General features: G+C 72.4%; 23 protein-coding genes and 6 tRNA genes. 20 read left to right on the top strand and 9 right to left on the bottom strand.

Translation table 11 applies throughout. The annotated features are described in order from the left end of the window. The first annotated feature begins 227 nt into the window (after positions 1-227). The 9 genes from ACZ3I3_RS31500 (at position 228) to ACZ3I3_RS31460 (ending at position 12,194) form a co-directional block, all read left to right on the top strand. Positions 228-1,262 (top strand): methionine ABC transporter ATP-binding protein, encoded by a 1,035-nt coding sequence (locus ACZ3I3_RS31500; protein ID WP_467370622.1) that lies wholly within the window; start codon positions 228-230, stop codon positions 1,260-1,262. Continuing rightward, positions 1,259-1,966 (top strand): methionine ABC transporter permease, encoded by a 708-nt coding sequence (locus ACZ3I3_RS31495; protein ID WP_467370620.1) that lies wholly within the window; start codon positions 1,259-1,261, stop codon positions 1,964-1,966. The genes ACZ3I3_RS31500 and ACZ3I3_RS31495 overlap by 4 nt, the downstream gene beginning before the upstream one ends. Before the next feature lie 60 nt (positions 1,967-2,026). Next, positions 2,027-2,845: a MetQ/NlpA family ABC transporter substrate-binding protein gene (locus tag ACZ3I3_RS31490; RefSeq protein WP_467370619.1), complete on the top strand. Its 819-nt coding sequence runs from the start codon at positions 2,027-2,029 to the stop codon at positions 2,843-2,845. Positions 2,846-2,986: 141 nt separating this feature from the next. Next, entirely contained in the window at positions 2,987-3,619 is a 633-nt protein-coding gene (locus tag ACZ3I3_RS31485; RefSeq protein ID WP_467370617.1) for a GNAT family N-acetyltransferase, read from the top strand. A gap of 178 nt (positions 3,620-3,797) precedes the next feature. Continuing rightward, positions 3,798-5,018: a precorrin-6y C5,15-methyltransferase (decarboxylating) subunit CbiE gene (cbiE, locus tag ACZ3I3_RS31480; RefSeq protein ID WP_467370615.1), complete on the top strand. Its 1,221-nt coding sequence runs from the start codon at positions 3,798-3,800 to the stop codon at positions 5,016-5,018. Between the two features lie 366 nt (positions 5,019-5,384). Then, positions 5,385-9,536 (top strand): nicotinate-nucleotide--dimethylbenzimidazole phosphoribosyltransferase, encoded by a 4,152-nt coding sequence (cobT, locus tag ACZ3I3_RS31475; protein ID WP_467370614.1) that lies wholly within the window; start codon positions 5,385-5,387, stop codon positions 9,534-9,536. Between the two features lie 131 nt (positions 9,537-9,667). Then, positions 9,668-10,909: a uroporphyrinogen-III C-methyltransferase gene (gene cobA / locus ACZ3I3_RS31470; RefSeq protein ID WP_467370613.1), complete on the top strand. Its 1,242-nt coding sequence runs from the start codon at positions 9,668-9,670 to the stop codon at positions 10,907-10,909. 63 nt (positions 10,910-10,972) lie between these two features. Continuing rightward, a complete protein-coding gene (locus ACZ3I3_RS31465; protein WP_307174128.1) occupies positions 10,973-11,791 on the top strand; it encodes a TrmH family RNA methyltransferase in 819 nt (272 codons plus the stop codon). A gap of 10 nt (positions 11,792-11,801) precedes the next feature. After that, positions 11,802-12,194 (top strand): NUDIX domain-containing protein, encoded by a 393-nt coding sequence (locus ACZ3I3_RS31460; RefSeq protein ID WP_467370611.1) that lies wholly within the window; start codon positions 11,802-11,804, stop codon positions 12,192-12,194. 39 nt (positions 12,195-12,233) lie between these two features. Here ACZ3I3_RS31460 and ACZ3I3_RS31455 read toward each other — a convergent pair whose 3' ends face one another. Beyond that, positions 12,234-13,676 carry a serine/threonine-protein kinase gene (locus ACZ3I3_RS31455; RefSeq protein ID WP_467370610.1) on the bottom strand — a complete coding sequence of 481 codons (1,443 nt, stop codon included), beginning with the start codon at positions 13,674-13,676 and terminating at the stop codon, positions 12,234-12,236. A gap of 195 nt (positions 13,677-13,871) precedes the next feature. Between ACZ3I3_RS31455 and ACZ3I3_RS31450 the strand changes: the two genes are divergently transcribed. The 4 genes from ACZ3I3_RS31450 (at position 13,872) to ACZ3I3_RS31435 (ending at position 16,272) form a co-directional block, all read left to right on the top strand. After that, positions 13,872-14,111, top strand: coding sequence for a hypothetical protein (locus tag ACZ3I3_RS31450; RefSeq protein ID WP_184981801.1), 240 nt, complete (start codon positions 13,872-13,874; stop codon positions 14,109-14,111). 234 nt (positions 14,112-14,345) lie between these two features. Then, complete coding sequence (locus tag ACZ3I3_RS31445) at positions 14,346-14,555, top strand: hypothetical protein (protein ID WP_467370608.1); 210 nt, start codon at positions 14,346-14,348, stop codon at positions 14,553-14,555. A 405-nt stretch (positions 14,556-14,960) separates the two neighbouring features. After that, the gene (locus ACZ3I3_RS31440; protein ID WP_467370607.1) at positions 14,961-15,902 is read left to right on the top strand and encodes a phosphotransferase family protein; all 942 of its coding nucleotides are present in this window, start codon (positions 14,961-14,963) and stop codon (positions 15,900-15,902) included. A gap of 79 nt (positions 15,903-15,981) precedes the next feature. Next, entirely contained in the window at positions 15,982-16,272 is a 291-nt protein-coding gene (locus ACZ3I3_RS31435; RefSeq protein ID WP_467370605.1) for a TFIIB-type zinc ribbon-containing protein, read from the top strand. A gap of 64 nt (positions 16,273-16,336) precedes the next feature. Here the strand turns inward: ACZ3I3_RS31435 and ACZ3I3_RS31430 are convergent. From ACZ3I3_RS31430 to ACZ3I3_RS31410, 5 genes are all read right to left on the bottom strand, one after another. Next, positions 16,337-16,408, bottom strand: a tRNA-Val gene (locus tag ACZ3I3_RS31430). A gap of 43 nt (positions 16,409-16,451) precedes the next feature. Next, positions 16,452-16,523 (bottom strand) — tRNA-Val (locus ACZ3I3_RS31425). Between the two features lie 25 nt (positions 16,524-16,548). Further along, positions 16,549-16,620, bottom strand: a tRNA-Val gene (locus tag ACZ3I3_RS31420). A 1-nt stretch (position 16,621) separates the two neighbouring features. Beyond that, positions 16,622-16,695: transfer RNA gene (locus ACZ3I3_RS31415), tRNA-Cys, on the bottom strand. A gap of 36 nt (positions 16,696-16,731) precedes the next feature. Beyond that, positions 16,732-16,804, bottom strand: a tRNA-Gly gene (locus ACZ3I3_RS31410). Between the two features lie 177 nt (positions 16,805-16,981). Between ACZ3I3_RS31410 and ACZ3I3_RS31405 the strand changes: the two genes are divergently transcribed. The 3 genes from ACZ3I3_RS31405 to ACZ3I3_RS31395 are packed head-to-tail and all read left to right on the top strand — an operon-like array spanning position 16,982 to position 19,722. Next, positions 16,982-18,025 (top strand): chorismate-binding protein, encoded by a 1,044-nt coding sequence (locus ACZ3I3_RS31405; protein WP_467370604.1) that lies wholly within the window; start codon positions 16,982-16,984, stop codon positions 18,023-18,025. Further along, complete coding sequence (locus tag ACZ3I3_RS31400) at positions 18,022-18,843, top strand: aminotransferase class IV (protein ID WP_467370602.1); 822 nt, start codon at positions 18,022-18,024, stop codon at positions 18,841-18,843. The genes ACZ3I3_RS31405 and ACZ3I3_RS31400 overlap by 4 nt, the downstream gene beginning before the upstream one ends. A 54-nt stretch (positions 18,844-18,897) precedes the next feature. Next, a complete protein-coding gene (locus tag ACZ3I3_RS31395; protein ID WP_467370600.1) occupies positions 18,898-19,722 on the top strand; it encodes a GNAT family N-acetyltransferase in 825 nt (274 codons plus the stop codon). Between the two features lie 221 nt (positions 19,723-19,943). On the opposite strand, the gene ACZ3I3_RS31390 is transcribed toward ACZ3I3_RS31395, so the two are convergent. Next, the gene (locus ACZ3I3_RS31390; protein ID WP_467370599.1) at positions 19,944-20,486 is read right to left on the bottom strand and encodes a DsbA family protein; all 543 of its coding nucleotides are present in this window, start codon (positions 20,484-20,486) and stop codon (positions 19,944-19,946) included. A gap of 163 nt (positions 20,487-20,649) precedes the next feature. Here ACZ3I3_RS31390 and ACZ3I3_RS31385 point away from each other — a divergent pair, with 163 nt between their 5' ends. Both ACZ3I3_RS31385 and ACZ3I3_RS31380 read left to right on the top strand, forming a co-directional pair. Continuing rightward, positions 20,650-21,087, top strand: a complete 438-nt coding sequence (locus ACZ3I3_RS31385) for a hypothetical protein (protein WP_467370598.1) — start codon at positions 20,650-20,652, stop codon at positions 21,085-21,087. Between the two features lie 152 nt (positions 21,088-21,239). Beyond that, a complete protein-coding gene (locus ACZ3I3_RS31380) occupies positions 21,240-21,416 on the top strand; it encodes a hypothetical protein (RefSeq protein ID WP_467370596.1) in 177 nt (58 codons plus the stop codon). An 83-nt stretch (positions 21,417-21,499) separates the two neighbouring features. On the opposite strand, the gene ACZ3I3_RS31375 is transcribed toward ACZ3I3_RS31380, so the two are convergent. Next, a complete protein-coding gene (locus tag ACZ3I3_RS31375; protein WP_399412100.1) occupies positions 21,500-22,060 on the bottom strand; it encodes a CGNR zinc finger domain-containing protein in 561 nt (186 codons plus the stop codon). Between the two features lie 314 nt (positions 22,061-22,374). Then, positions 22,375-22,788 carry an SsgA family sporulation/cell division regulator gene (locus ACZ3I3_RS31370; protein WP_004002642.1) on the bottom strand — a complete coding sequence of 138 codons (414 nt, stop codon included), beginning with the start codon at positions 22,786-22,788 and terminating at the stop codon, positions 22,375-22,377. A 191-nt stretch (positions 22,789-22,979) separates the two neighbouring features. Between ACZ3I3_RS31370 and ACZ3I3_RS31365 the strand changes: the two genes are divergently transcribed. Both ACZ3I3_RS31365 and ACZ3I3_RS31360 read left to right on the top strand, forming a co-directional pair. Next, entirely contained in the window at positions 22,980-23,438 is a 459-nt protein-coding gene (locus ACZ3I3_RS31365; protein ID WP_356925630.1) for a TIGR02611 family protein, read from the top strand. Between the two features lie 79 nt (positions 23,439-23,517). Continuing rightward, a tRNA-Val gene (locus ACZ3I3_RS31360) sits at positions 23,518-23,589 on the top strand. The last annotated feature ends 52 nt before the right edge of the window (positions 23,590-23,641 follow it).

Raw genomic sequence — 23,641 nt, 5'->3', positions numbered from 1 at the left:
GTCGAATGTGCGCCTTCTAGAGGGCCCCCGCACCACCCCCTGAGCTCGCGCCCCGAAGCGAGACCGCGGCATGTCCGCACGCCCTGAGCCGTGCGTGACACCAAGCCGCCCGCGCACATGTTCTCCCCGGTTCCACGCCTCAGCGAGAACCGTGTCGCGTCCCTGAACGAATGCCTCTGTGCCCGGGCACACCCACGCCCGCGCACTCGACAGTGACGGAAACCCACGTGATCACCACAACGGACCTGACCAAGGTCTACCGTTCGCGCGGCCGCGAGGTCACCGCCCTGGACGGCGTCGACCTGCACGTCCGCGAAGGCGAGGTGTACGGCGTCATCGGCCAGTCCGGCGCCGGCAAGTCCTCGCTCATCCGCTGCGTCAACCTCCTGGAACGGCCCACCTCCGGCACCGTGACGGTCGCCGGGCAGGACCTCACCGCCCTGGCCGGCCGCGGCCCGCGCGCCGGAAGGGAACTGCGGCAGGCGCGCAGCCGGATCGGCATGGTCTTCCAGCACTTCAACCTGCTGTCCTCCCGGACCGTCCAGGACAACGTCGAACTGCCGCTGGAGATCCTCGGTAAGTCCGGGCAGGAACGCTCCCGCAAGGCGCTGGAACTGCTCGACCTGGTCGGCCTCGCCGACAAGGCGAAGGCCTACCCGGCGCAGCTCTCCGGCGGCCAGAAGCAGCGCGTCGGCATCGCCCGCGCCCTGGCCGGCGACCCGAAGGTGCTGCTGTCCGACGAGGCCACCAGCGCCCTCGACCCGGAGACCACCCGCTCGATCCTGGCGCTGCTGCGCGACCTGAACCGGCAGCTCGGCCTGACCGTCCTGCTCATCACGCACGAGATGGACGTCGTGAAGTCGGTCTGCGACTCCGCCGCGCTCATGGAGGACGGCCGCATCGTCGAATCCGGCACGGTCAGCGAGCTCCTGGCCACCCCCGGCTCCGAACTGGCCGCCGCGCTGTTCCCGCTCGACGGCGAGGCCTCCGGCGAGGACCGCACCGTCGTCGACGTCACCTTCCAGGGCGAGAGCGCGACCCAGCCCGTCATCTCGCAGCTCGCCCGGACCTACAACATCGACATATCGATCCTCGGCGCGGCCATCGACACCGTCGGCGGTCTCCAGGTCGGCCGGATGCGCATCGAACTGCCCGGCCGCTACGAGGACAACGTCGTGCCGATCGGCTTCCTGCGCGAAAAGGGTCTGCAGATCGACGTGCCGGGCCGCGAGTCCGCGCTGGTGAAGGAGGGCGTCAAGTGACCTGGTCCGAGATGCAGCCCCTGCTGGAGCAGGCGTGTTGGGACACGCTCTACATGGTCGGCTGGTCCACGCTCATCGCCGTCGTCGGCGGACTGCCGCTCGGGATCCTGCTGGTCCTGACCGACCGCGGCGGCCTGCTCCAGAACCTCGCCGCCAACAAGGTCATCGGGCAGATCGTGAACATCGCCCGCTCCCTGCCGTTCATCATCCTGATGGTCGCGCTGATGACCTTCACCCGCTGGATCACCGGCACCACCATCGGCCGCGAGGCCGCCATCGTGCCGCTCGCCATCGGCGCCATCCCCTTCTTCGCGCGGCTGGTCGAGACGGCCGTCCGCGAGGTGGACCACGGACTCGTCGAGGCCGTGCAGGCCATGGGCGGCAACACCTGGACCGTCGTCCGCAAGGTCCTCGTCCCCGAGTCCCTGCCGTCGCTGATCTCCAGCACCACCACCACGATCGTCGCCCTCATCGGCTACTCCGCCATGGCGGGCACCGTCGGCGCAGGCGGCCTCGGCGACATCGCCATCCGCTACGGCTACCAGCGCTTCGAGACCCAGCTGATGTGGATCACCGTCGCGATCCTCGCCGTCGTCATCTCGGTCATCCAGTTCGCCGGCGACTACGCGGCCCGCTCCCTGCACCGCCGCGGCGCCCACTCGGGCCCCGCCCCGAAACTGCGGCTGCTCAAAGCCGCCTCCTGAACTCCCCGTTCACCCATGACGGGGTCGCACCACGCAAGGTCATAAGGAAAGGCACTTTTCGTGCGTAACACCGCCAAGATCACCACCGCCGTTCTCGCCGCCGGAGCCCTCACCCTCGGGCTCAGCGCTTGCGGCGCGGGCAACTCCGGCTCCGACGGACCCCTGATCGTCGCCGCGAGCCCCGTCCCGCACGCCGAGATCCTCACCTACGTCAAGGACAACCTGGCGAAGAAGGAGGGCCTGGACCTCCAGGTCAAGGAGTTCACCGACTACGTCACGCCGAACACGGCGACGCAGGACGGCTCCGTGGGCGCCAACTACTTCCAGAACAAGCCGTACCTCGACGACTTCAACAAGAAGAACGGCACCGACATCGTGCCCGTCGTCACGGTGCACCTGGAGCCGCTCGGCCTCTACTCCCACAAGGCCAAGAAGGCCGACGACCTCAAGAGCGGTGCGACCGTCGCCATCCCCAACGACACGGTGAACGAGGCCCGCGCCCTCAAGCTCCTCGCCGCAAACGGGCTCATCACCCTCAAGGCGGGCGTCGGCAACGAGGCGACCCCCTCCGACATCACCAAGAACCCGAAGAAGCTCAAGTTCAAGGAGCTGGAGGCGGCCCAGACGCCGCGCTCCCTCGACGACGTGGACGCCGCCGTCGTCAACGGCAACTACGCCATCGAGTCCGACCTCAAGCCGTCGAAGGACGCCCTCGTCCTGGAGTCCCCGAAGAACAACCCCTACGGCAACTTCCTCGCCGTGAAGAAGGGCCAGGAGAAGGACCCGCGCGTGAAGAAGCTCGCGAAGCTCCTCACCTCGCCCGAGGTGAAGAAGTTCATCCAGGACAAGTACGCCGGCTCCGTGCTCGCCTCCTTCTGAGCGCACGCCCGGCACCCGCCCCGCAGGGGGTCCTCCCTCACCCGGTGGGGGAGGACCCCGTGGTGCGGAGCAGTGCTTTCATGCTGCATGCTGGGCAGTTCAGCAGGCCCTGAAGGTTCACCGAAGGTTACGGAGCGGCGCATGACGAGCACCTTTCCCAACGTCTCCATCAGCACGGAGCGGTTGGTCCTGCGCCCCTTCGAGGAGCCGGACGTCCCATCGTTCGCCGACATGATGAACGACGAGCTCGTCACCGCCTGGACCACCGTCCCGCACCCCTACACCGAGGCCCACGCGCGCTCCTGGATCACCGAACAGGCCCCCGCCGAACGGGCCGAGGGCCGCGGCATCGTCTTCGCCGTCACCGAGTTCCTCACCCAGCGCCTCGTCGGCGTCGTCCACCTCCGGAACACCGACTGGCGGATCCGCTCCAGCGAGATCTCCTACGTCATCGCTCCCTGGGCCCGCGGCGAGGGCTACGCCTCCGAGGCGGCGCTCATCACCGCGCAGTGGCTCTTCAACGACCAGAAGTTCGAGCGCCTGGAACTGCGCACCCCGGCCGACAACACCGCCTCCCAGCAGGTGGCCCAGAAGATCGGCTGCATCAGCGAGGGAGTGCTGCGCGGCGCCTGGATAGCCCGGGCACGGAGGGACGACGGCGCGTGGACCGAGGTACGCACCGACCTGATCGTCTGGAGCCTGCTCCCCGAGGACCTCGACGGCGTGGGAGACCAGCTGCCCGGCGGCTTCACGTCCTTCGGCGACTGGAACTGACGCCGGCGACCGGAAACCGACCGGAACGGACCGGAACGGACACCGCGCGCGACGGCACCGCCGTCCCCTCCACCGGCTTCACCGGGTACTCTCACGGAGCCCGCACGCGGGCAGCTCATCACACGGCACAGCCGACCTGACACAGACGACCTGCGCAAACCTCTGGAGACTGACGACGATGGCCGACCGGGTCACGGTGATCGGCTGGGACGGTTCGCCGCTGACCGCCGCGGCACGCGCCGCCCTGGGTGCCGCCACGCTCGTTGCGGGCGCCGCCCACCACCTGGCGCTCCCCGAGGTACCCGCCGGCGCCGAGCGCATCCGCCTCGGCAGCGTCGCACTCGCCGCCCGCCGCATCGCCGCCCACCGCGGCACGGCCGTCGTGCTCGCCGACGGCGACCCCGGCTTCTTCGGTGTCGTCCGCACCCTGCGCGCCCCCGAGTTCGGCCTCGAAGTGGAGGTCGTCCCCGCCGTCTCCTCGGTCGCCGCCGCCTTCGCCCGCGCCGGCATGCCCTGGGACGACGCACAGGTGGTCGTCGCACACCGACGCACCCTGCGCCGCGCGGTGAACGTGTGCCGCGCCCACACCAAGGTGGCGGTTCTCACCTCACCCGGCGCCGGACCCGCCGAACTCGGCCTGCTCCTCGAAGGAGTCCACCGCTCCTTCGTCATCTGCGAGGAACTCGGCACCGCGCACGAGCGGGTCAGCGTTGTCACCTCCGAGAAGGCCGCCGACTTCACCTGGCGCGACCCCAACGTCGTCATCGTCCTCGGCGGCCCGGCCGGACCCGGCACCACGGGGGAGAGCGGCGGCTGGATCGCCGGCCGCGACCCGTCCGCCGGACCGCGCGGCTGGTCCCTGCCCGCCGAGGCGTACGGCGGTGACCTCGGCGAGGGCGAGACCCAGCTGCTGCGCGCCTCCCAACTCGCCCGTCTCGGACCGCGTGTCGGCGACCTCGTGTGGGACATCGGCTGCGGCAGCGGCGCCTTCGCCGTCGAGGCCGCGCGCGCCGGCGCCGCCGTCCTCGCCGTCGACAGCGACCGGGCGGCCTGCGCCCGCACCGACGCGGCCGCCCGGCGCCTCGGCGTCCAGCTCCAGATCGTGCACGGCACCGCCCCGCACGTCCTGGAGGACCTCCCCGAACCCGACGTCGTCCGTGTCGGTGGCGGGGGAGCGGCCGTCGTCTCGGCCGTCGCCGACCGCCGCCCGCAGCGCATCGTCACGCACGCGGCCACCCGGGACGCCGCCGAACTCATCGGCCGGGACCTGACGGAGCACGGCTACGGCGTCGAGTGCGCCCTGCTCCAGTCCGTCGAACTCGACACCCGGGCCTGGACGGAGAAGGAACGGAGCGTCGCGTTCCTGCTCAGCGGGGTGCTGCCCCGCCGCAGCGGCTGACACCGCCGCCGTCCCCGTGATCGGGTTGTCGTACTGCGCGCGGTAGGCTGGCCGATCGCTGCACCGCACGCGGACGTCCGGCAGTTCGTCGGCCAATGTCCGGAAAACCCGCCCGTTTTGGGGGGTGTGTGGTACGGCAGAACCGGAGGACGCGCAACGTGGCGCAGTCCACAGCGGAACCGTCGCGGATCAACGTGCCGTGACGGTGCTTCGGCCGCAACAATGCCAGTGAGTGGCTTTGTCGCCTTTTACGGCGGGCCGTTCGTGCCGCTGGGGACGCACGCTCGTTCTTCACTACGGGGCGGTCGGTGCGCCGTTCCGGGTGAGCTGGTCGTAGGAGCACTAACCGATGGGCGAGGGGTACGCATGACCGACACCGGCCAGGTCCCGGGCGAGGGACTGCCGGAGAGCGCAGGCATGGTGGAACAGCCGGGCGCCCCCGCGCACGGTGCGTACGCCTACCTCTCCGAGGACACCGTCGAGGACGAGGACCTGCTGTTGCCGGGCTCGCATGGCGCCTGGGGCAACGAGGTCGCCCCGCCCGCGCCGGAGCCGGTCGTCGAGGCCGTGCACCAGCCGGGCCCGCACGAGATCTCCGGCCGCGACAGCGGCTCGGTCGACCTCGGCGGCGTCCGCCTGCCCGACCCGCCGCCGATTCCGCCCATCACCCCGCGCCGACCGCTGCACCTCGGCCCGCCCCTGCCCGACAGTTCCGCCAGCCCGGTCCGCTCGCTCGCCGACCGCGGCCCGGCAGAAGCGCCGGCACGACAGCCCGCGGGCGCGGCGCCCGGCCCCGAGTACCTCGACGCCCCGCGCGCCCCTGAGGCGCCCGCGCCGGCCGCCGCGCCCTGGGGCGCGCAAGTTCCGGCCCAGGCCCCGGTGAGCGCCGGGGCGGCGCCTGCGGAAACGGTTGTTCCGGCAGCGGAGCAGGCGGGCACGGCCCAGGCCGTCGCCACCGGCGTCGCCCCGGAGCCGGCGTCGGCGCCTGCGGCAGCGACAGCCCCGGCCGGGTCGGCGCAGGGGGCTTACGCGGAGCAGCCGGTGCAGCAGGCTGCCTACGCAGAGCAGCCCGCGCAGGGTGCGACGCTGCCGGGCGAGGTCGCCGGTGCGCCGGTGGCTACCGGCGAGCCGGAGCAGGCCGTTCCCGCTGAGGGTGCGGCTGAGCCCGGGGGCGCTGGTGAGCCCGCTGGTGTGAGCGGTGGCCCGGATGGTGGGCCGGTGGCCGTGACCGTGGCCGAGCCCGTGCAGGGCGCGGCGGTTGAGGCCGAGCCGGCTGGTGCAGGTGACGGTCCGGTGGGTGAGCCGGTGGTCGCGGCGGAGCCGGAGCAGGGTGAACCCGAGCAGGGCGCGGGTGTTGTGGGCGATCCCGCCGGCGCGGGCGTCGCACCGGACGTCGGCCAGGAGGCCGCCGTGGCCGAGGCCGTGGCCGCTTCGCAGCCGGTTCCGGAGGATGCGCCGGCGCCGGTCGTGGACGGTTCCGGCCAGGACGGTGAACCGGTGCTCGCCGAGGGTGCTCACGACGTACCCGGGCCGGCTGCCGCCGACGCACCCGCCGACGGTGTTGAGCAGGCCCCGGCTTCTGCCCCTGCCTCTGCCCCTGCCCCGGAGGCTGCACCGGTGCCCGAGGCGGTCCCGGCCCCGGAGGCCGCTGCCGCGCCCGAGCCTGCTGTCGTAACTCCGCCCGAGGCGGATGCGGCGGAGACCGTCGCTGCCCAGGCGCCGGAGGCGAATGCCCAGGCACCGGCAGCGGGGGTCGCCCCCAACGCCGCCGCGCAGGAGCCGGAGGCCAGGGTTGACGAGGCCGCCGCACAAGCTGCTGAGCCGATCGCATCGCAAGCCGCCCCCCAGGCTCCGCAGGCAACTGACGCCGAGGCAGCCGCGCAGGAACCCGAGATGACGGCACCACAGACCGCACCTGCCGCCCCGGAAGCGCCTAACCCTGCCCCCGAAGCGCCCGCCCCAGCAGTCGACGCTCCGGCTGCCGACGCCCCCGCGCCCGCCGAAACGCCCACCCCGGACGCAACCGCCGCCGCACCGGAGACCACCGAACCGACCCAGCCCCCTGCCGCAGCGGCGCCTCCTCAGCCCACCGAGACGGTCACCCCGGACTCCGGAGCAGAGGCTCCCGCACCTGCCCAGGCGGCACCGGCCGCGACCGCCGAGGCAGCGGCAGCGGTACCGGCTCAGGCCCCCGAAACGACCGCGCCCGACCCCACAGTCGAGGCGGCGACGCCTGCACCCGAGCCGGTAGCCACCCCACCCGAGCCGATGGTCACCCCGCCCGGGCCGATGGTCACCCCACCCGAGCCGACGCCCGCCGCGCCCGAGCCGACGCCCGCCGCCCCCGAGCCGACGCCCGCCGCGCCCGAGTCGGCAGCCGCCGCCCCCGAGCCCGCCGAAGCCACCCCGGCCCCCACGGCACCGGAGGCCCTCGAAGCCACCCCCGCCCCCGCCGCACCGGAGGCCCCCGAGGCCCCCCAGCCCCCGCAGACCCCCCCGGCATCCGCCGAGGACGTCACCGTCGTACTCCCCGGCCCGGCCCCGGACGAGCAGGCCGGACAGCATGTCCAGGGCCCGCAGCAGTCCCAGGCCGTCGTCCCCCAGCCGGCCCAGCCCGAGGCGGAATCCGTGGTCATCGTCCCCGCACCCCGCGAAGGCGACGCCGAACTCGCACAGAACGCCGACGACCTGGACACCCGGGGCGCCGAACAAGAAGACCTGGCGGACCAGGAACGCCACGAAGCAGAGAGTGCGGCCGCAGTGGGAGAAGCACGGCAGTCCACCGGTCCGGCCGCCCCCGGCTACGACCCCGCCGAGCGCGAGGCCGTACTGAAGGTCATGCGCGAACGCCGCGACATCCGCAACGGATTCCGCAGCGACCCCATCCCGCACGAGGTGCTGCTCCGTGTCCTGGAGGCCGCCCACCACGCGCCCTCCGTAGGCCACTCGCAGCCCTGGGACTTCGTCGTCATCCGCTCCGCCGACACCCGGCGCGCGATGCACGAACTGGCCATGCGCCAGCGTGACGCCTACGCGAAGTCCCTCCCCAAGGGCCGGGCCAAGCAGTTCAAGGAACTGAAGATCGAGGCCATCCTCGACACGCCGGTGAACATCGTCGTCACCGCCGACCCGACCCGCGGCGGCCGCCACACGCTCGGCCGCCACACTCAACCCCAGATGGCCCCGTACTCGGCCGCCCTGGCCGTGGAGAACCTCTGGCTCGCCGCCCGCGCCGAAGGCCTCGGCGTCGGCTGGGTCAGCTTCTTCGACGAGCGCGAGATGGTCCGCGCCCTCGGCCTGCCCGAGCACCTCGAGGTCATCGCCTACCTGTGCGTCGGTTACGTCGACGAGTTCCCGGACGAGCCCGAGCTGCTGCAGGCGGGCTGGTCCAAGCGCCGCCCGCTGTCCTGGGTCGTGCACGAGGAGACGTACGGCCGACGCGCACTGCCCGGAGAGGAACCGCACGACCTGCTCGCCGAGACCGTCGCGCAGATCCGCCCGCTCGACGCCAAGGCGCTCGGCGAGGCGTGGGAGCGCCAGAAGCGTATGACCAAGCCGGCCGGTGCGCTGGGCATGCTGGAGATCATCTCCGCGCAGCTGTCCGGCCTGTCCCGTCAGTGCCCGCCGCCCATCCCGGAGCCCGCCGCCGTCGCGATCTTCGCCGGTGACCACGGCGTGCACGCGCAGGGGGTCACCCCCTGGCCGCAGGAGGTCACGGCCCAGATGGTGGCCAACTTCCTCGGCGGCGGGGCCGTCTGCAACGCCTTCGCCACCCAGGTGGGCGCCGAGGTCTGCATCATCGACGTGGGCGTCGCCGCCGACCTCCCGGCCACGCCGGGCCTGCTGCCCCGCAAGGTCCGGGCCGGCACGTCCGACATGACCACCGGCCCCGCGATGACCCGCGAGGAGGCCAAGCAGGCCATCGAGGTGGGCATCGACACCGCCCGCGACCTGGTCGCCGCCGGCAACAAGGCGCTCCTCACCGGCGAGATGGGCATCGCGAACACGACCGCGTCCGCCGCCCTGATCTCCGTCTTCACGGGGGTGGACCCGGCCGAGGTGACGGGCCGGGGCACCGGTATCAACGACGAGACCCTCGCCCGCAAGACCGAGGTCGTCCGCCGTGCCCTCGAACTCCACCAGCCGGACCCGGCCGACCCGATCGGCGTGCTCGCCGCGATCGGCGGCTTCGAGCACGCCGCCATCGTCGGCCTCCTCCTCGGCGGCGCGTCGCTGCGCACGCCGGTGATCCTGGACGGCGTCAGCGCCGGCGCCGCCGCCCTGGTGGCGCGCGCCATCGCCCCGGAGGTCCTGGCGGCCTGCATCGCAGGCCACCGCAGTGCCGAGCCCGGCCATGTGGCCGCCCTGAACAAGCTCGGCCTGCGCCCCCTGGTCGACCTCGACCTCCGGCTCGGTGAGGGCACGGGTGCCCTCCTGGCCCTGCCCCTGGTCCAGAGCACGGCCAGGGCGATGCACGAGGTGGCGACGTTCGATTCGGCGGGAGTGACCGAGAAGTAGGCACCTGTGGCTCCGGTGGTCCGCGTCCGGCAAGGACGCCCAGCCACCGGACACCTGTGCCCCCACAGCGACTCGCACCTTAAAATCCGCACGTCAGGGCATCGCACCCGCCGCAACAGGAGCCGCACCCCATGGCCGAACACCCCGCCTACCCCGTAGGCCTCCGCCTCACCGGCCGCCGCGTGGTCGTCCTCGGCGGCGGCCAGGTCGCCCAGCGCCGCCTCCCGGCGCTCATCGCCGCGGGCGCGGACATCCTCCTGGTGTCCCCCGAGGTCACCCCCTCCGTAGAGGCCATGGCGGACGCCGGCGAAATCACCTGGCGCCGGCGCCCCTACGAGGAGGGCGACCTCGCGGACTCCTGGTACGCCCTGATCGCCACCGGCGACACGGAAGCGAACGCGAGGGCCTCCGCCGAGGCGGAACGCCGCCGCGTCTGGTGCGTCCGCTCCGACGACGCCGACGAGGCGACGGCCTGGACCCCGGCCACCGGCCACAGCGAGGGCGTCACGGTCGCCGTGCTGACCACGGACGCCCGCGGCCGCGACCCCCGCCACACCGCCGCCATCCGCGACGCGGTCGTCGAGGGCCTGCGCGACGGCACGCTCGTCGCCCCGCACCACCGCACCCGCACACCCGGAGTCGCCCTGGTCGGCGGCGGCCCCGGCGACCCGGATCTGATCACCGTGCGCGGCCGCCGCCTCCTCGCCGAGGCGGACGTCGTCATCGCGGACCGCCTCGGCCCGCGCGACCTCCTCGCCGAACTCCCGCCCCATGTCGAGGTGATCGACGCGGCGAAGATCCCTTACGGTCGCTTCATGGCCCAGGAGGCCATCAACAACGCGCTGATCGAGCACGCGAAGCAGGGCAAGTCGGTGGTCCGCCTCAAGGGCGGCGACCCGTACGTCTTCGGCCGCGGCATGGAGGAACTCCAGGCGCTCGCCGAGGCCGGCATCACCTGCACGGTCGTCCCCGGGATCTCCAGCTCGATCTCGGTCCCGAGCGCGGCCGGCATCCCGGTCACCCACCGCGGCGTCGCCCACGAGTTCACCGTGGTCAGCGGCCATGTCGCACCGGACGACGAGCGCTCCCTGGTCGACTGGCCGTCCCTGGCCCGGCTGACCGGCACGCTGGTGATCCTCATGGGAGTCGACAAGATCGGAAAGATCGCGGAGACGCTCGTCGCGCACGGAAAGCCGGCCGACACCCCCGTCGCCCTCGTCCAGGAGGGCACGACGGCGGCTCAGCGCCGAGTCGACGCGACCCTCGCGACGGTCGCGGAGACGGTCCGTGCCGAGGACGTGAAGCCCCCGGCGGTCATCGTCATCGGCGAGGTCGTGAAGGTCGGCCCCACGGCCGCCGCACCCCGCGAGTAACCCGGGGTAACACAACCGTCCCAAGCCGTTGGCACCGCACCCAGGACAAGGCAGTATCACCCTGTGGCCGATCTCATCACCGTCGAGGATCCCGACGACCCGCGCCTGCGCGACTACACCGGCCTGACCGACGTGGAGCTGCGCCGCAAGCGCGAACCCGCCGAGGGCCTGTTCATCGCGGAGGGCGAGAAGGTCATCCGCAGGGCCAAGGAAGCGGGCTACGAGATGCGGTCCATGCTGCTCTCGGCCAAGTGGGTCGACGTCATGCGTGACGTCATCGACGAACTCCCCGCGCCGGTCTACGCCGTCAGCCCGGAGCTCGCCGAGCAGGTCACCGGCTACCACGTGCACCGCGGCGCGCTCGCCTCGATGCAGCGCAAGCCCCTGCCCACGGCCGCCGACCTCCTCCAGACCGCCCGCCGCGTGGTGATCATGGAGTCGGTCAACGACCACACCAACATCGGCGCGATCTTCCGCTCCGCCGCGGCCCTCGGCATGGACGCGGTCCTGCTCTCCCCGGACTGTGCCGACCCCCTGTACCGCCGCAGCGTGAAGGTCTCCATGGGCGCGGTCTTCTCCGTGCCGTACGCCCGTCTGGACACCTGGCCCAAGGGCCTGGAGTCGGTCCGCGAGGCCGGCTTCACGCTGCTCGCCCTCACCCCCGACGAGAAGGCCCGGCCCCTCGACGAGGCCGCCCCGCACACCATGGACCGCGTGGCCCTCATGCTCGGCGCCGAGGGCGACGGCCTGTCCACCCAGGCCCTGGTCGCCGCCGACGAATGGGTGCGCATTCCCATGTCCCACGGCGTCGACTCCCTCAACGTGGGCGCGGCGGCCGCCGTCGCCTTCTACGCCGTGGCCACCGGCCGCCCCCAGTCCTAGGGGGCCGTACGTGGAACAGCGCCAGGCGATCGTCGCCGTACTGCGGCGCGGGGACCGCGTCCTCGCGATCCGGCGCGGCCCGCGGGTCGCCCGTCCCGGCTACTGGCAGCCACTGAGCGGCAAGCTCGAACCGGGCGAGACCCAGGAGCAGGCGGTCGTCCGCGAGGTACGCGAGGAGGTCGGCCTCACGGTCCTGCCGCTGGCGAAGGTGTGGGAGTCGGAGACCGACGACCGCCTCTTCCGCCTCCACTGGTGGACCGCCCGCGCGGACACGGGTGAGGTCGTCCCCGACCCCGGCGAGGTCGCCGAGACCCGCTGGGTCACGCCGGAGGAGTTCCTGAGCCTGGACCCGGTCTTCGACGGTGACCGCGAGTTCTTCGAACGGATCCTGCCGGAACTGTGAGGGCAAACCTCAAGTGACCAGGCCCTACGGCTCGAACCTCTACGGCTCGAACCCCTGCGGTTCGTAGCCCCGCTGGACATGCTCCTGCCGGGCCCCGCCCCCGTCGTCGCCCAGTCCCCGCGCTGAGCCCTGGCAGCCCTGCACCAGGGCGATGCCGACCGCCACCAGCAGCGTGACCACGACGAACACGAACAGCCGCTGCCGCAGCAGCCGGGGATTGGCGGGCCGCAGCCCGGTCCCCGTGTTCCTGGACGCCGGACGTCCGGTACCGCTGTGCGGCGTGGGGCGGCTGCCGCTGCCCGACCGGGTCCCGTTGCGCCCGGTGGGCGTCGGCCGTGCCCCGGACCGCGACGGGGTGCCGCCGCGCGAGGCGCCGGAGCCGCGCACCGGAGTCCGGCCCCGGTTCCCGCCGCCCGCCGCCCGGGCTCCGCCCCGCGCGCCGGCTCCGCTCTGGGAAGCCGGGCCGTCCGGCGACGGAGCGCCGTCCCCGGGCCCGGGGGAGCGCCGCGGCGGGGGAGTACCCCGGCCCCGCTGCGCCCCGGCAGTCCCCGCGCCCTGCTGTCCCTGCGGACGCCGGCCGCGCTCGGGGTAGGTGTCGGTGGGCCGGTCGGTCTCGGCGCCGCGCGGTGCGGGCGGCCGGACGCCGGCCAGGTCCTGCGACTCCCGGGCCGCGATCTCCTTGAGCCGCATGGACAGTTGGAGCGTGCTGGGCCGCTCCTCGGGGTCCTTCGCCAGGCATGCCCGGACGAGCGGCGCCAACGCGTCGGGTACGCCGTGCAGCTGCGGTTCCTCGTGCACGACGCGGTACAGCATCACCTCGGAACTGCCGTGCCCGAAGGGCGAGTCGCCCATCGAGGCGTACGCGAGCGTGGCACCGAGCGAGAACACGTCCGTGGCCGGTGTGACGGCGGCCCCGCGCACCTGCTCCGGTGCGAGGAAGCCCGGCGAGCCGACCGCCGTCCCCACGTGGGTGAGCGTCGAGGCGCCGGTGGCCCAGGCGATGCCGAAGTCGATGATCCGCGGTCCCTTCGGGGACAGCAGGATGTTGGACGGCTTCAGGTCCCGGTGTACGACCCCGGCCTCGTGCACGGCGACCAGGCCCTCCGAGAGGGCGGCACCGACGGCGGCGACGTCGGCCGCGCCGAGCGGTCCCTCTGCGGCGACCTTGTCGTGCAGGGAGGGGCCGGGTACGTACTGCGTGGCGAACCAGGGCCGGTCCGCGTCGAGGTCGGCGGCCACGAGCCGTGCCGTGCACCCGCCGCGGATTCGTCTGGCCGCCGAGACCTCACGGGCGAACCGCGAGCGGAACTCCTGGTCCTCCGCCAGATCAGGCCGGATGACCTTGAGCGCGACCCGCTGCCCCTTCTTGTCGGAGCCCAGGTAGACCACGCCCATCCCGCCCGCGCCGAGCCGTCTGTGAAGCCTGAACGAGCCGACGACGCGCGGGTCCTCGCGCCTCAGGCGCATCATCGCCATGTTCATCCCCGCTGCCCGGTCCTGTGACGAGCCACAGCTTACGTTTCCACGGCCGCCCGCGCGCAGAGGCCGCGCCCTCTCGGGGCGATGGATTGTCAGTGGTGGGTGGGAGACTTGAAGGGTGGTCAGGGGGCGCGCGAACAGGCCGTGTTCGCGCGGGGGACGACCCCAACCGCCTGGCCCGGAAGGGGGATTGGACCCGTGAAGGGTGACCGTGTGGAGATAGTCGTGGACGCCGGCGACACGACGCGCACGTACGAGGTGGTGGCGAGCAGGGCGGGCCGCAGGGTGGAGACGGCGGTACGCCGAGGTGTCGTGGAAGTGAGCGAAGTCACCAGGAGCGGAACAGTCGTGCGTACGGCCCGCTTCATGGCGAATCGGGTGCTGGCCCTGGTCGAACAGCCGATTCCGAGGGAGGAAAGCTCGGACAAAGCGGGGTGAGCCGGGCGTCCCTTCGGGGAAGACCCTGAGACCCCGGTCTCCGTCTCCACCCAGGGGAGTACATCGCAGGTGACGGCTCATCCTCCGGGAGGCCCGGCAATCGGTACGAGGGCATGACGCCCGGGAGGGGCCGGACACCTAGATTTGAGGTCAAGCGGCGGGTGCAGCACTCGTCCCCCGAGGTCAGACACCCGCCGCTGCAAACGACAACGGAGAACGGTCAGGAGAGGGACCATGGCCCATACGGCACCGCGGGCACTGATCCGCGAGGAGGGACGCAAGGTGTACGCCGCAGCGTTCCGTTCCCGCCGTCAGGGCCGTCGCCACCCCGTGGTGGCGACGCTGATGGCCCTTCCCCTGGCGGTCCTGCTCCTCCTCGTCTTCGACGGGTGGGAGACAGTGGCCACACAGGCGTCGTCCGTGGGAGAGATGCTGGGGCGCTGAGCGGCGACCCCAGGCCCGGAAGAGCGGTCCGGGCGGGGACATCCCACCCATGAAACCCCGTGGGGACGGGGGTGCGGCGGACGGCACAAATGCCGGCGCAGCTGGGGAGCTGCGCCGGCATTACCCTTTCCACGTACCTGCGCGGGCGCGGACGCAGGCCCGCTGAGCTGCAGGCAGTCGTACCGCCACCCGCCGCTGCGGGCAGTCGTACCGCCACCCGCCCCTGCGGGCAGTCGTACCGTCGGCCGCCGCTGCGGGCAGTCGTGCCGCTGGGGCGGCACGGGTGGGCGCAGCGGCACCCCGCTCCGCCGGGCTGCGGACGAACCCCGCCCCGGCACCGACGCCGAGCACCTGAAGCCAACAGTGCCTTACACCCCGGCCCCACCTGCGCGTACGCTCGCCCCGGTGAACCCCGCCCCCGCCCTGCTCATACAACAACTCACCGCCAAGGCCCGAGCCACCGCTCACGCACGCTCCTCGTCCTGCCCCTGCGGCGCAGCCACCCTCGCGGACCGCCCCGACGGCATCGTCGTACGGCACGCGGACACCGTCGCGAAGGCCCACCCCGAGGACACCGACCCGACCGAACTGACCACCCGCCTCACCCTCGCCGCCCACCACCCCGGCATCCTCCTGCCCCCACTCACCCCGGCCCCGGCCGACCTGCACGACCGCCTCGTGACGTTCTGGCCGTACGGCACCCCGGTCGACCCGGACACCCCCGACGCCGCCCCCTGGGAAGCCGCCGCCACCCTCCTGGCCCGACTGCACCGCACCCCGTCCCCGCCGGGGACGCCCACCATGCGAGGCCCCGCCAAGGCCGCCCTCGCCATCGCCCGGCTCCGGGACGCCGGCCCGCACCCCGCCGCGCTCCCCGTCCTGCGCGCCTGGGACACCCTCCCCGCCTGGGCCCGGGCCGACGCCCCGATGCCGCGGACCGGCACCCTGTGCCACGGCGACCTCCACCTCGGCCAGCTCGTACGCCACCCCGCCCCCGAAGGCCCCTGGCTGCTGATCGACGTGGACGACCTCGGTGTCGGCGTCCCGGCCTGGGATCTCGCCCGCCCCGCCGCCTGGTACGCCTGCGGACTGCTCCCGCCCGGCGAATGGACCCGGTTCCTCGCCGCCTACCGCGCCGAGGGCGGCCCCGCCGTCCCGGCCGATGGCGACCCCTGGCCCGCCTTGGACGTCCCCGCCCGCGCCCTCACCGTGCAGACCGCGGCCCGGGCCGTCGCCAAGGCCGTCGCGGCAGGTCGCGCCCTGGACGAGGTGGAGCAGTCGGTCGTGGACGCCTGTGACCGAATGGCTACCGTCCCGCCGCAGTTGGCGCAGGAGCACGCGAAGTAGGGTGCAACCGACCACAGCCGGACAGAGTCTGTCCTGGCGACACACGAAGCAGGACCGACCGGCGAGGAGTTGAACCACCATGCAGTGTCCGAAGTGCCATGCCCCCATGCACACCTACAACCGCAACGGTGTCCAGATCGAGCAGTGCAGCGGCTGCCGCGGGATCTTTCTCGACTACGGCGAGCTGGAATCGCTGACGCGTCTGGAGGCCCAATGGTCCCAGTCGGCCCCGCCGCCCCCGCCTGCCCCGCAGGCGTACCCCGCCCCACCGGCCCCCGCCTGGGGCGCCCCGCACGGCGGTCACGGACACCATGGCCACCACGGTCACCACCGGCAGAAGGGCTTCGGGCGCATGCTGTTCTCGTCCTGACACGGCGGTCCCCGCACGACGAAGCCCCCGGCCGATGCATACGGCCGGGGGCTCCGGTGTGATGTGGACGATACTGGGATTGAACCAGTGACCTCTTCCGTGTCAGGGAAGCGCTCTCCCGCTGAGCTAATCGTCCTCGGGACCATGACCACTGACTGCAGCGGATCATGGGCACTGCGTGCGCGATACTGGGATTGAACCAGTGACCTCTTCCGTGTCAGGGAAGCGCTCTCCCGCTGAGCTAATCGCGCGGGTCGGATCTTGGAGCAGATCCAGTGGACGATACTGGGATTGAACCAGTGACCTCTTCCGTGTCAGGGAAGCGCTCTCCCGCTGAGCTAATCGTCCTTGGAGGTGGAGACGGGATTTGAACCCGTGTAGACGGCTTTGCAGGCCGTTGCCTCGCCTCTCGGCCACTCCACCAGGAGTGCAAGGGGCCGGGAAGCCCCCTGTTCCTCGAGCGGACGACGAGGTTCGAACTCGCGACCTCAACCTTGGCAAGGTTGCGCTCTACCAACTGAGCTACGTCCGCTTGTCGTTTCGGTCCGCTCTCGCGGCCCGGCGACGAGTTGAACTCTAGCGGATTCCGGGGCCAGCACAAAAACGCGTTTGTGCAGCGTGCTGCGCTTCCCCTGCTCAGGGCGGTCGCAGGGCTTCACGAAGGGACATCCGCCGGTCACCCACGGGACACCGCCATAGACTCGACTGCGTGCTCGACCTCCCTCCTCTCGCCCGCTTCGGCGACCGTGTCGCCACCGGGCTCCTCGATGTCACCGACGATCCCGCAGCCCTGGAGTCCAGCGGTTTCTGGGCGGTCTGCGCCGACTTCGAGGGCCGTCTGACCTGCGCACGCTTCCGGGACGTGCGGCACGCGGCCGTTCCCGCCCCCGTGCCCGGCGCGTGGCGGGGACCGGCGGCGGGTGACTGGACGTCGTCGCTCGACCGCACCGCGTACACGGCGGCGGTGCGGCGGATCCGCGAGCACATCGCGGCCGGCGAGGTCTACCAGGCGAACCTGTGCCGGGTACTGTCCGCGCCCGTCGCGCCCGGCGCCGACGTGGACGCCCTCACGTCGCTGCTGGCCCGCGGCAACCCGGCACCGTATGCAGGAACGATCCGCCTGCCCGGTCACGGTGTGGAGATCGCCACCGCGTCCCCCGAACTGTTCCTGCGGCGCGAGGGACGCGTCGTCGAGTCCGGACCGATCAAGGGCACCGGCCGCACCGAGACGGACCTGCTGGAGAAGGACTACGCCGAGAACGTCATGATCGTGGACCTCGTCCGCAACGACATCGGACGGGTGTGCGCCACGGGTACGGTGACCGTGCCCGACCTGTGTGCCGTCGAGAAACACCCCGGACTGGTCCATCTCGTGTCGACGGTCCGCGGTGAGCTGGGAGAGGGGGCCGGCTGGGCCGAGCTGCTCGCCGCCGCCTTCCCGCCCGGCTCGGTCACCGGCGCGCCCAAGTCGAGCGCGCTGCGGATCATCGACGCGCTGGAGACCGCGCCCAGAGGACCGTACTGCGGAGGGATCGGGTGGGTCGACGCCGACCGGCGGGCCGGTGAGCTGGCCGTCGGCATCCGTACCTTCTGGATCGACCGGGCCGACGGCATGCTGCGCTTCGGCACCGGCGCCGGCATCACATGGGGCTCGGATCCCGAGGGGGAGTGGCGGGAGACCGAGCTGAAGGCTGCCCGGCTGCTCGCGATAGCGTCGGGAGCGTATGAGGTGAGTGGAGAGGACCTGACGTGAAGATCTGGCTCGACGGCGGGCTGCAGGACATCGAGTCCGCCCGCGTCTCCGTCTTCGATCACGGGCTGACCGTGGGCGACGGCATCTTCGAGACGGTGAAGGCCGTGGACGGCCGGCCGTTCGCGCTCACGCGGCACCTCGACCGGCTGACCCGGTCGGCGCGCGGCCTCGGACTGCCCGACCCGGACCACGACGAGGTGCGCCGCGCCTGTGCCGCCGTCCTGGAGGCCAACCCCATGCCGCTCGGACGCCTGCGCATCACCTACACCGGCGGCCACGGTCCGCTCGGCTCCGACCGCGGCGAGCACGGCCCGACCCTCGTCGTCGCCCTCGGCGAGACGACCCGCCGCCCCGACTCCACCGCCGTGATCACGGTTCCCTGGACGCGCAACGAGCGCGGCGCGCTCACCGGCCTGAAGACCACCTCGTACGCCGAGAACGTCGTCGCCCTCGCCCGCGCCCGCGAACAGGGCGCCTCCGAGGCCCTGTTCGGCAACACCGTGGGACAGCTCTGCGAGGGCACGGGGTCCAACGTCTTCGTCGTCCTCGACGGCGAGATCCGCACCCCGCCGCTCGCCTCGGGCTGCCTCGCGGGCATCACGCGCGCGCTCGCGATCGAATGGACCGGCGCCGAGGAGACCGACCTGCCGCTGGACGTCCTGGAGCGGGCCGACGAGGTCTTCCTGACGTCCACCCTGCGGGACGTGCAGGCCGTGCACCGGGTCGACGACCGCGAGCTGCCCGGCGCGCCCGGTCCGGTGACCGCCAAGGCCATGCGGATCTTCGAGGAGCGGTCCGGGGACGACCTCGACCCCTGACCGCTGCCGCTTATTCGGCTGACCAGGGCCGTGGTTGCGGGTAGAACACCCCTGATGACCACGACCCTGCGGCCGACCGAGCCGCTTCAGCAGAACGCCGACGGGACGCGCTCACGCCGCTACCAGGTGTGCGTGAACAGCCGTCCCGTAGGGGCGATACACCTCGGCACGCATCCCGTGTTCGGCGACGCCGTGGCCCGGATCATGAAGCTGCGCATCGAGGAACCGGACCGCAGGCGCGGCCGGGGCACGGTGGCCGCCCTGGCCGCCGAGGAGGTGGCGCGCGGCTGGGGGTGCCGCCGCATCGAGGCGACCGTGCGCGCAGACTCCGAAGCGGCGTTCCGGCTCGCCACCGCCCTCGGCTACGTCGTCCGCAACCGCAGCATGGAGAAACCCCTCGGCGACACGCCGCCACAGCTGCCTGAGGGCAGCCGCGCCCGTCCCATGACCGAGGCGGAGTTCGGCCCCTGGCTGGAGAAGGGCGAGGAGGACTACGCGCAGAGCTGGATCGAGCGGGGCGTCCCGGACGCCGAGGCCCGCGCCAAGTCGGAGCGGGACCACGCCACCCTGCTGCCCGACGGCCTCGCCACCCCGGGCACGCTCATCAGCGTCCTGGAACACGAGGGGACGGCGGTGGGCGAGCTGTGGCTCGCGCTGCGCGCGGACAGTTCCTTCGTCTTCGACGTCGAGGTCCACGCCGCCCACCGCGGCAAGGGACACGGCCGCACCCTCATGCTGCTGGCCGAGGCCCAGACGATCGTCGAGGGCAGGCGCACGATCGGCCTCAACGTCTTCGCCGGCAACACCCCGGCGGAACGCCTCTACGCGTCGCTCGGCTACGAGACGAAGCTGTACGCGATGTACAAGCCGCTGTTGTAACGGCCCGGCGGCCGGGCAGGAACGGGGCCTGCGGGACGCCGTCGACGCTTCAGGGCCGGAGCTGGGCTCGCGGACCAGTGGGGGCGACGCACTGGGCTGACCCGCCGCTCCCCGCCGTCACCCGCCCGGCCCGGATTCCGGACGTGCCGGGTCGCGGAACTCGTCGGTCCCGCCCTGCGGCTCCGGCAGGCCCCGAACCGGCCGGGCCACGGGCCGTCGGGTCAGCCCTGCTGCTCCTGGTCCTGCTCCGGCCCGCCCAGCAGCCCGTCCGCGATCTGCTCGATCCGCTCGCGCAGCCCCTCCTGGCTCTTGCCCCCGTCGAGCCGCTCACCGCCGATGACGTACGTCGGGGTGCCGGTCACGCCGATCGCCTTGCCCTCGGCCTGGTCGGCGTCCACGATCAGGGTGTGCCGGCCGTCGATCAGGGCGGTGTCGAACTCCTCGGCGTCCAGGTCCAGTTCGCGGGCCAGCTCGACCAGGAAGGGTTCTCCCTTACGGCCCAGCTCCTCGACCCGCCCCAGGAGCGCCTCGGCGTACTCCCATCCCCGGCCCTGCTCCCAGGCCTCCTCCGCGGCCTGGGCGGCGGCGAAGGCGTGCTTGTTCTTCTCCAGGGGGAAGTGCCGCAGCCGCAGCTCCAGACGGTGGCCGTAACGGGCGCGCAGAGCACGGAGGTCGTCCAGCGCGGTGCGGCAGTCCGGGCACTGGAGGTCGCACCAGACCTCGAGGACGGGGGCGGCGGCAGGAGCAGGGGAGGAGTCACTCATGCCGACATTCTTCCAGGCCGTACACCCGCACCGGCACCTGCGGAGGAGACGACCCGGAGATCTCCCTGATGTCGGGCCGGGGCATGGCCGCCCGGGGTGCGGCGGGTGCAGGATGGAAGGGACGAAGTGCCCCTTCCCGACCGCGCCACGCCTGGAGGACCGGATGATTGCCGAGACCGTCTGCTCCGCCGTGTCCGCGGCGGGCCTGGGCATCGCGGCCGTGACGGCGTACCGAAAGCGTTTCCTCGCGGCGACCCGGATCGCGGCGTACTCGCTCGTGCCGATCGGCCTGGTGATGACGGGCGTCATCGAGTGGCTGGCCGACACCGCGCTGAGCCTGACCGCCTGGGCGGGCTTCGGGGTGCTCGGTGTGGCGTGGGTGCTGTTCATGACCACACGTGTCGTGGAGCGCCGCCGCGGCGGCACCCGCAAGGAGCGCAGGGCGGCCCGCGCGGCGGCCCGGCCGGAGGCGGTGGCTCCGGCGGCCTCGGCGCCCTCCCTGGGGCAGGGGGCCGGCCCGGCCGCCCGGCCCGCCGCGTCGTCCCGGGGCGACGAAGACTTCAGCGACATCGAGGCCATCCTCAAGAAGCACGGCATATGACGACCGCGTGTCGGCCGAATCGTCACAGTGCGTCCGAGGGCGCGCGGAAGCGATCACAACCTGACCCGGACCTCGCGGAATCGGCGCACACCCGTACGGAACGAGGCCGCTGATCGCGTCCGGCCGGGCGACTGCGTCATCATCGCCGCGAGATGCTGGACACGACGGAACAGAGCGATCACGCGCCGCCGCAGGACGAGCCACGTCCCCGGCAGGACGAGCCACGTGGTTGCCTCTTCGCCCTATCCCAGCCACCGCTCATGATCTTCCTTGCGGTGATCGGGACTCTGCTGCTCATGGCCTCGTTGCACGATCTGCTGTTGCTGTGAGCCGTACCCGCGGTACCCGGCGCCACCCGCCGGGACCGCGTCGGCATCGATGATCCGCCCGCCGCTCGCCCCGCCGGTGGCGGTCAGCCCGCCGCTTCCTTGCGCCGCGCCCGGTACGCGGCCACATGCAGGCGGTTCCCGCAGGTCCGGCTGTCGCAGTAGCGCCGCGAGCGGTTGCGGGACAGGTCGACGAAGGCCCGCCGGCAGTCGGGCGCCTCGCACCGCCGCAGCCGCTCCTGCTCCCCGGCGACCACGAAGAAGGCCAGGGCCATCCCGCAGTCGGCGGCCAGGTGGTCGGCGATGGAGGCGCCGGGTGCGAAGTAGTGGACATGCCAGTCGTAGCCGTCGTGGTCCGTGAGCCGGGGTGTGGTGCCCGCGGCGGCGACCAGCTCGTTGATCTGGCCGGCGGCGGCCCGGGCGTCGGGGGCGGCGAAGACGGCGGCGAACCGCCCGCGGATCTTCCGCACCGCCGAGAGATCGAACTCCGACAGCACTCCCACATCGCTGATCTCGTGGTTTCGTACGAAATCCGCGAGTGTCGCCACGTCCGGCAGCCCGTCCGGCGCCGTGTCGTCGTCCGGTGCGGTGTTCACCAGATCGACCACGGTGTCGAGGGCGCACCGGGTGTCGTGGGTGATCAGCACGATTCGCTCCCTGGCCTGGGGGTCGGGCGGGCGCCCGCCGATGCTGGCCGATGGTAACGGCTCCACCCCCGCCGGACCGCCCTCATGCCCGTACATGGCTTCGAATACAACGACGCCGGGCAAGCCATCGTTCCCGCCCCGCCTCTGGGGCGGCGAAGGGCTCCCGCCGCGGGCCTCCACCCGGCGGCCCACGCGAGCCGGCGCCGCACCGCGTGATCCGCGGTGCCGGCGCCGGTGTATCCCGTATGCGGTTGTTCTGGCCCGAGCCGTCTCCCCGAGTCGACGGCGCCGGGCTGCTCGGTGAGCGCCTCGCCCTAGCTTTCCGCCAGGATGTGCGAGAGCTCCTGATCGAGGTCGAAGTGCCGGTGTTCCGTGCCGGGCGGCACGGCGGCGTCGGTCCGCTTCAGGAAGGACTCCAGAGCCCGTGCCGGGGCCTCGAGCAGGGCCTCGCCCTCCGGTGAGCTCAGGGCGATGCACACGACGCCCTGACCGTGACTGCGCGACGGCCAGACGCGGACGTCGCCGGTGCCCGTAGGGCGGTGAAGTCCCTCGGCGAGGAGGTCGCGGGCGAACACCCACTCGACGGTCTCCTCGGCTCCGGTGTGGAAGGTGGCGTGCACGGCGTAGGGGTCGGCCGTGTCGTACCGCAGGCCTGCGGGGACAGGCAGGGAGGACTCGCTCGACACAACGAGGCGCAGGTGCAGCTCGCAGCTGACCGTGGTGTTCATAAGCGCCAGGGCCTTTCGCTCAGTGTGCGCTCGGGGATTCGCACGTCGGCGAAATCGACATGCCACCTACGGTGCCGTTGTAAACCCCTCTGAGTGTTTTGCGTGCCTTTACGTAACTCTTCCGGCCGAGAGATCGTTCGCGCCGTGCGTCCATTCCGGTGACTGGTTTCGCTCGGGTAGTGTTTGGCCGTATGAATACGGGGAGTGACGAGCCGGGCGAGGTGGCCGTGGCGGCGGACGAGACGGGGACGGACGAGGCGCGCAGCGAGCAGGAGCGGGCGCTCGGCTCGCGGGCACCGGAATTCGTCAAAGCGCGCCGGTTGCTGCATGTGAGCTGGCAGGTCGGCATCTTCATCATCGGGCTCGCGGTCGTCGTGGCGGGCATCATCATGCTGCCCCTGCCCGGACCGGGCTGGGTGGTGATCTTCGGCGGCATGGCGATCTGGGCGACCGAATTCGTGTGGGCCCAGCTGGTGCTGCGCTGGACCAAGCGGAAGGTCACGGAGGCCGCGCAGCGCGCCCTCGATCCCAAGGTGCGGCGCCGGAACATCATCCTGACGAGCATCGGGCTGGTGATCGTGGCCGTACTGGTCGGTATCTACCTGTGGAAGTTCGGCATCGTCATGCCGTGGAAGATCAAGGACCAGTGAGCCGCGGCGGGGGTGCCGAGGCCGGCCCGGCGCTGGTCACAGGCACCCCCTGACATGGGGTAATGTTCTTCCTGCGTCCGGGCGATTAGCTCAGTGGGAGAGCGCTTCGTTCACACCGAAGAGGTCACTGGTTCGAACCCAGTATCGCCCACCCGGATCGGGGGGGGGCCCCCCCGCACGCCCGGGGGGGGGGCGCCCCGCCC

The sequence above is a fragment of the Streptomyces sp. NPDC016851 genome, assembly GCF_055562795.1.
This window is presented reverse-complemented; position numbering and strand designations above follow the sequence as displayed.

What these genes read in the sequence shown, in the direction of transcription:
- ACZ3I3_RS31485 (WP_467370617.1), top strand. Translation starts at nt 2,987, where the DNA reads ATGACGAGCACCTTTCCCAACGTCTCCATCAGCACGGAGCGGTTGGTC.
- ACZ3I3_RS31390 (WP_467370599.1), bottom strand. Translation starts at nt 20,486, where the DNA reads ATGAGTGACTCCTCCCCTGCTCCTGCCGCCGCCCCCGTCCTCGAGGTC.
- ACZ3I3_RS31445 (WP_467370608.1), top strand. Translation starts at nt 14,346, where the DNA reads ATGGCCCATACGGCACCGCGGGCACTGATCCGCGAGGAGGGACGCAAG.
- cobA (WP_467370613.1), top strand. Translation starts at nt 9,668, where the DNA reads ATGGCCGAACACCCCGCCTACCCCGTAGGCCTCCGCCTCACCGGCCGC.
- ACZ3I3_RS31370 (WP_004002642.1), bottom strand. Translation starts at nt 22,788, where the DNA reads ATGAACACCACGGTCAGCTGCGAGCTGCACCTGCGCCTCGTTGTGTCG.
- ACZ3I3_RS31435 (WP_467370605.1), top strand. Translation starts at nt 15,982, where the DNA reads ATGCAGTGTCCGAAGTGCCATGCCCCCATGCACACCTACAACCGCAAC.
- ACZ3I3_RS31385 (WP_467370598.1), top strand. Translation starts at nt 20,650, where the DNA reads ATGATTGCCGAGACCGTCTGCTCCGCCGTGTCCGCGGCGGGCCTGGGC.
- ACZ3I3_RS31380 (WP_467370596.1), top strand. Translation starts at nt 21,240, where the DNA reads ATGCTGGACACGACGGAACAGAGCGATCACGCGCCGCCGCAGGACGAG.
- cobT (WP_467370614.1), top strand. Translation starts at nt 5,385, where the DNA reads ATGACCGACACCGGCCAGGTCCCGGGCGAGGGACTGCCGGAGAGCGCA.
- ACZ3I3_RS31365 (WP_356925630.1), top strand. Translation starts at nt 22,980, where the DNA reads ATGAATACGGGGAGTGACGAGCCGGGCGAGGTGGCCGTGGCGGCGGAC.
- ACZ3I3_RS31455 (WP_467370610.1), bottom strand. Translation starts at nt 13,676, where the DNA reads ATGAACATGGCGATGATGCGCCTGAGGCGCGAGGACCCGCGCGTCGTC.
- ACZ3I3_RS31395 (WP_467370600.1), top strand. Translation starts at nt 18,898, where the DNA reads ATGACCACGACCCTGCGGCCGACCGAGCCGCTTCAGCAGAACGCCGAC.
- cbiE (WP_467370615.1), top strand. Translation starts at nt 3,798, where the DNA reads ATGGCCGACCGGGTCACGGTGATCGGCTGGGACGGTTCGCCGCTGACC.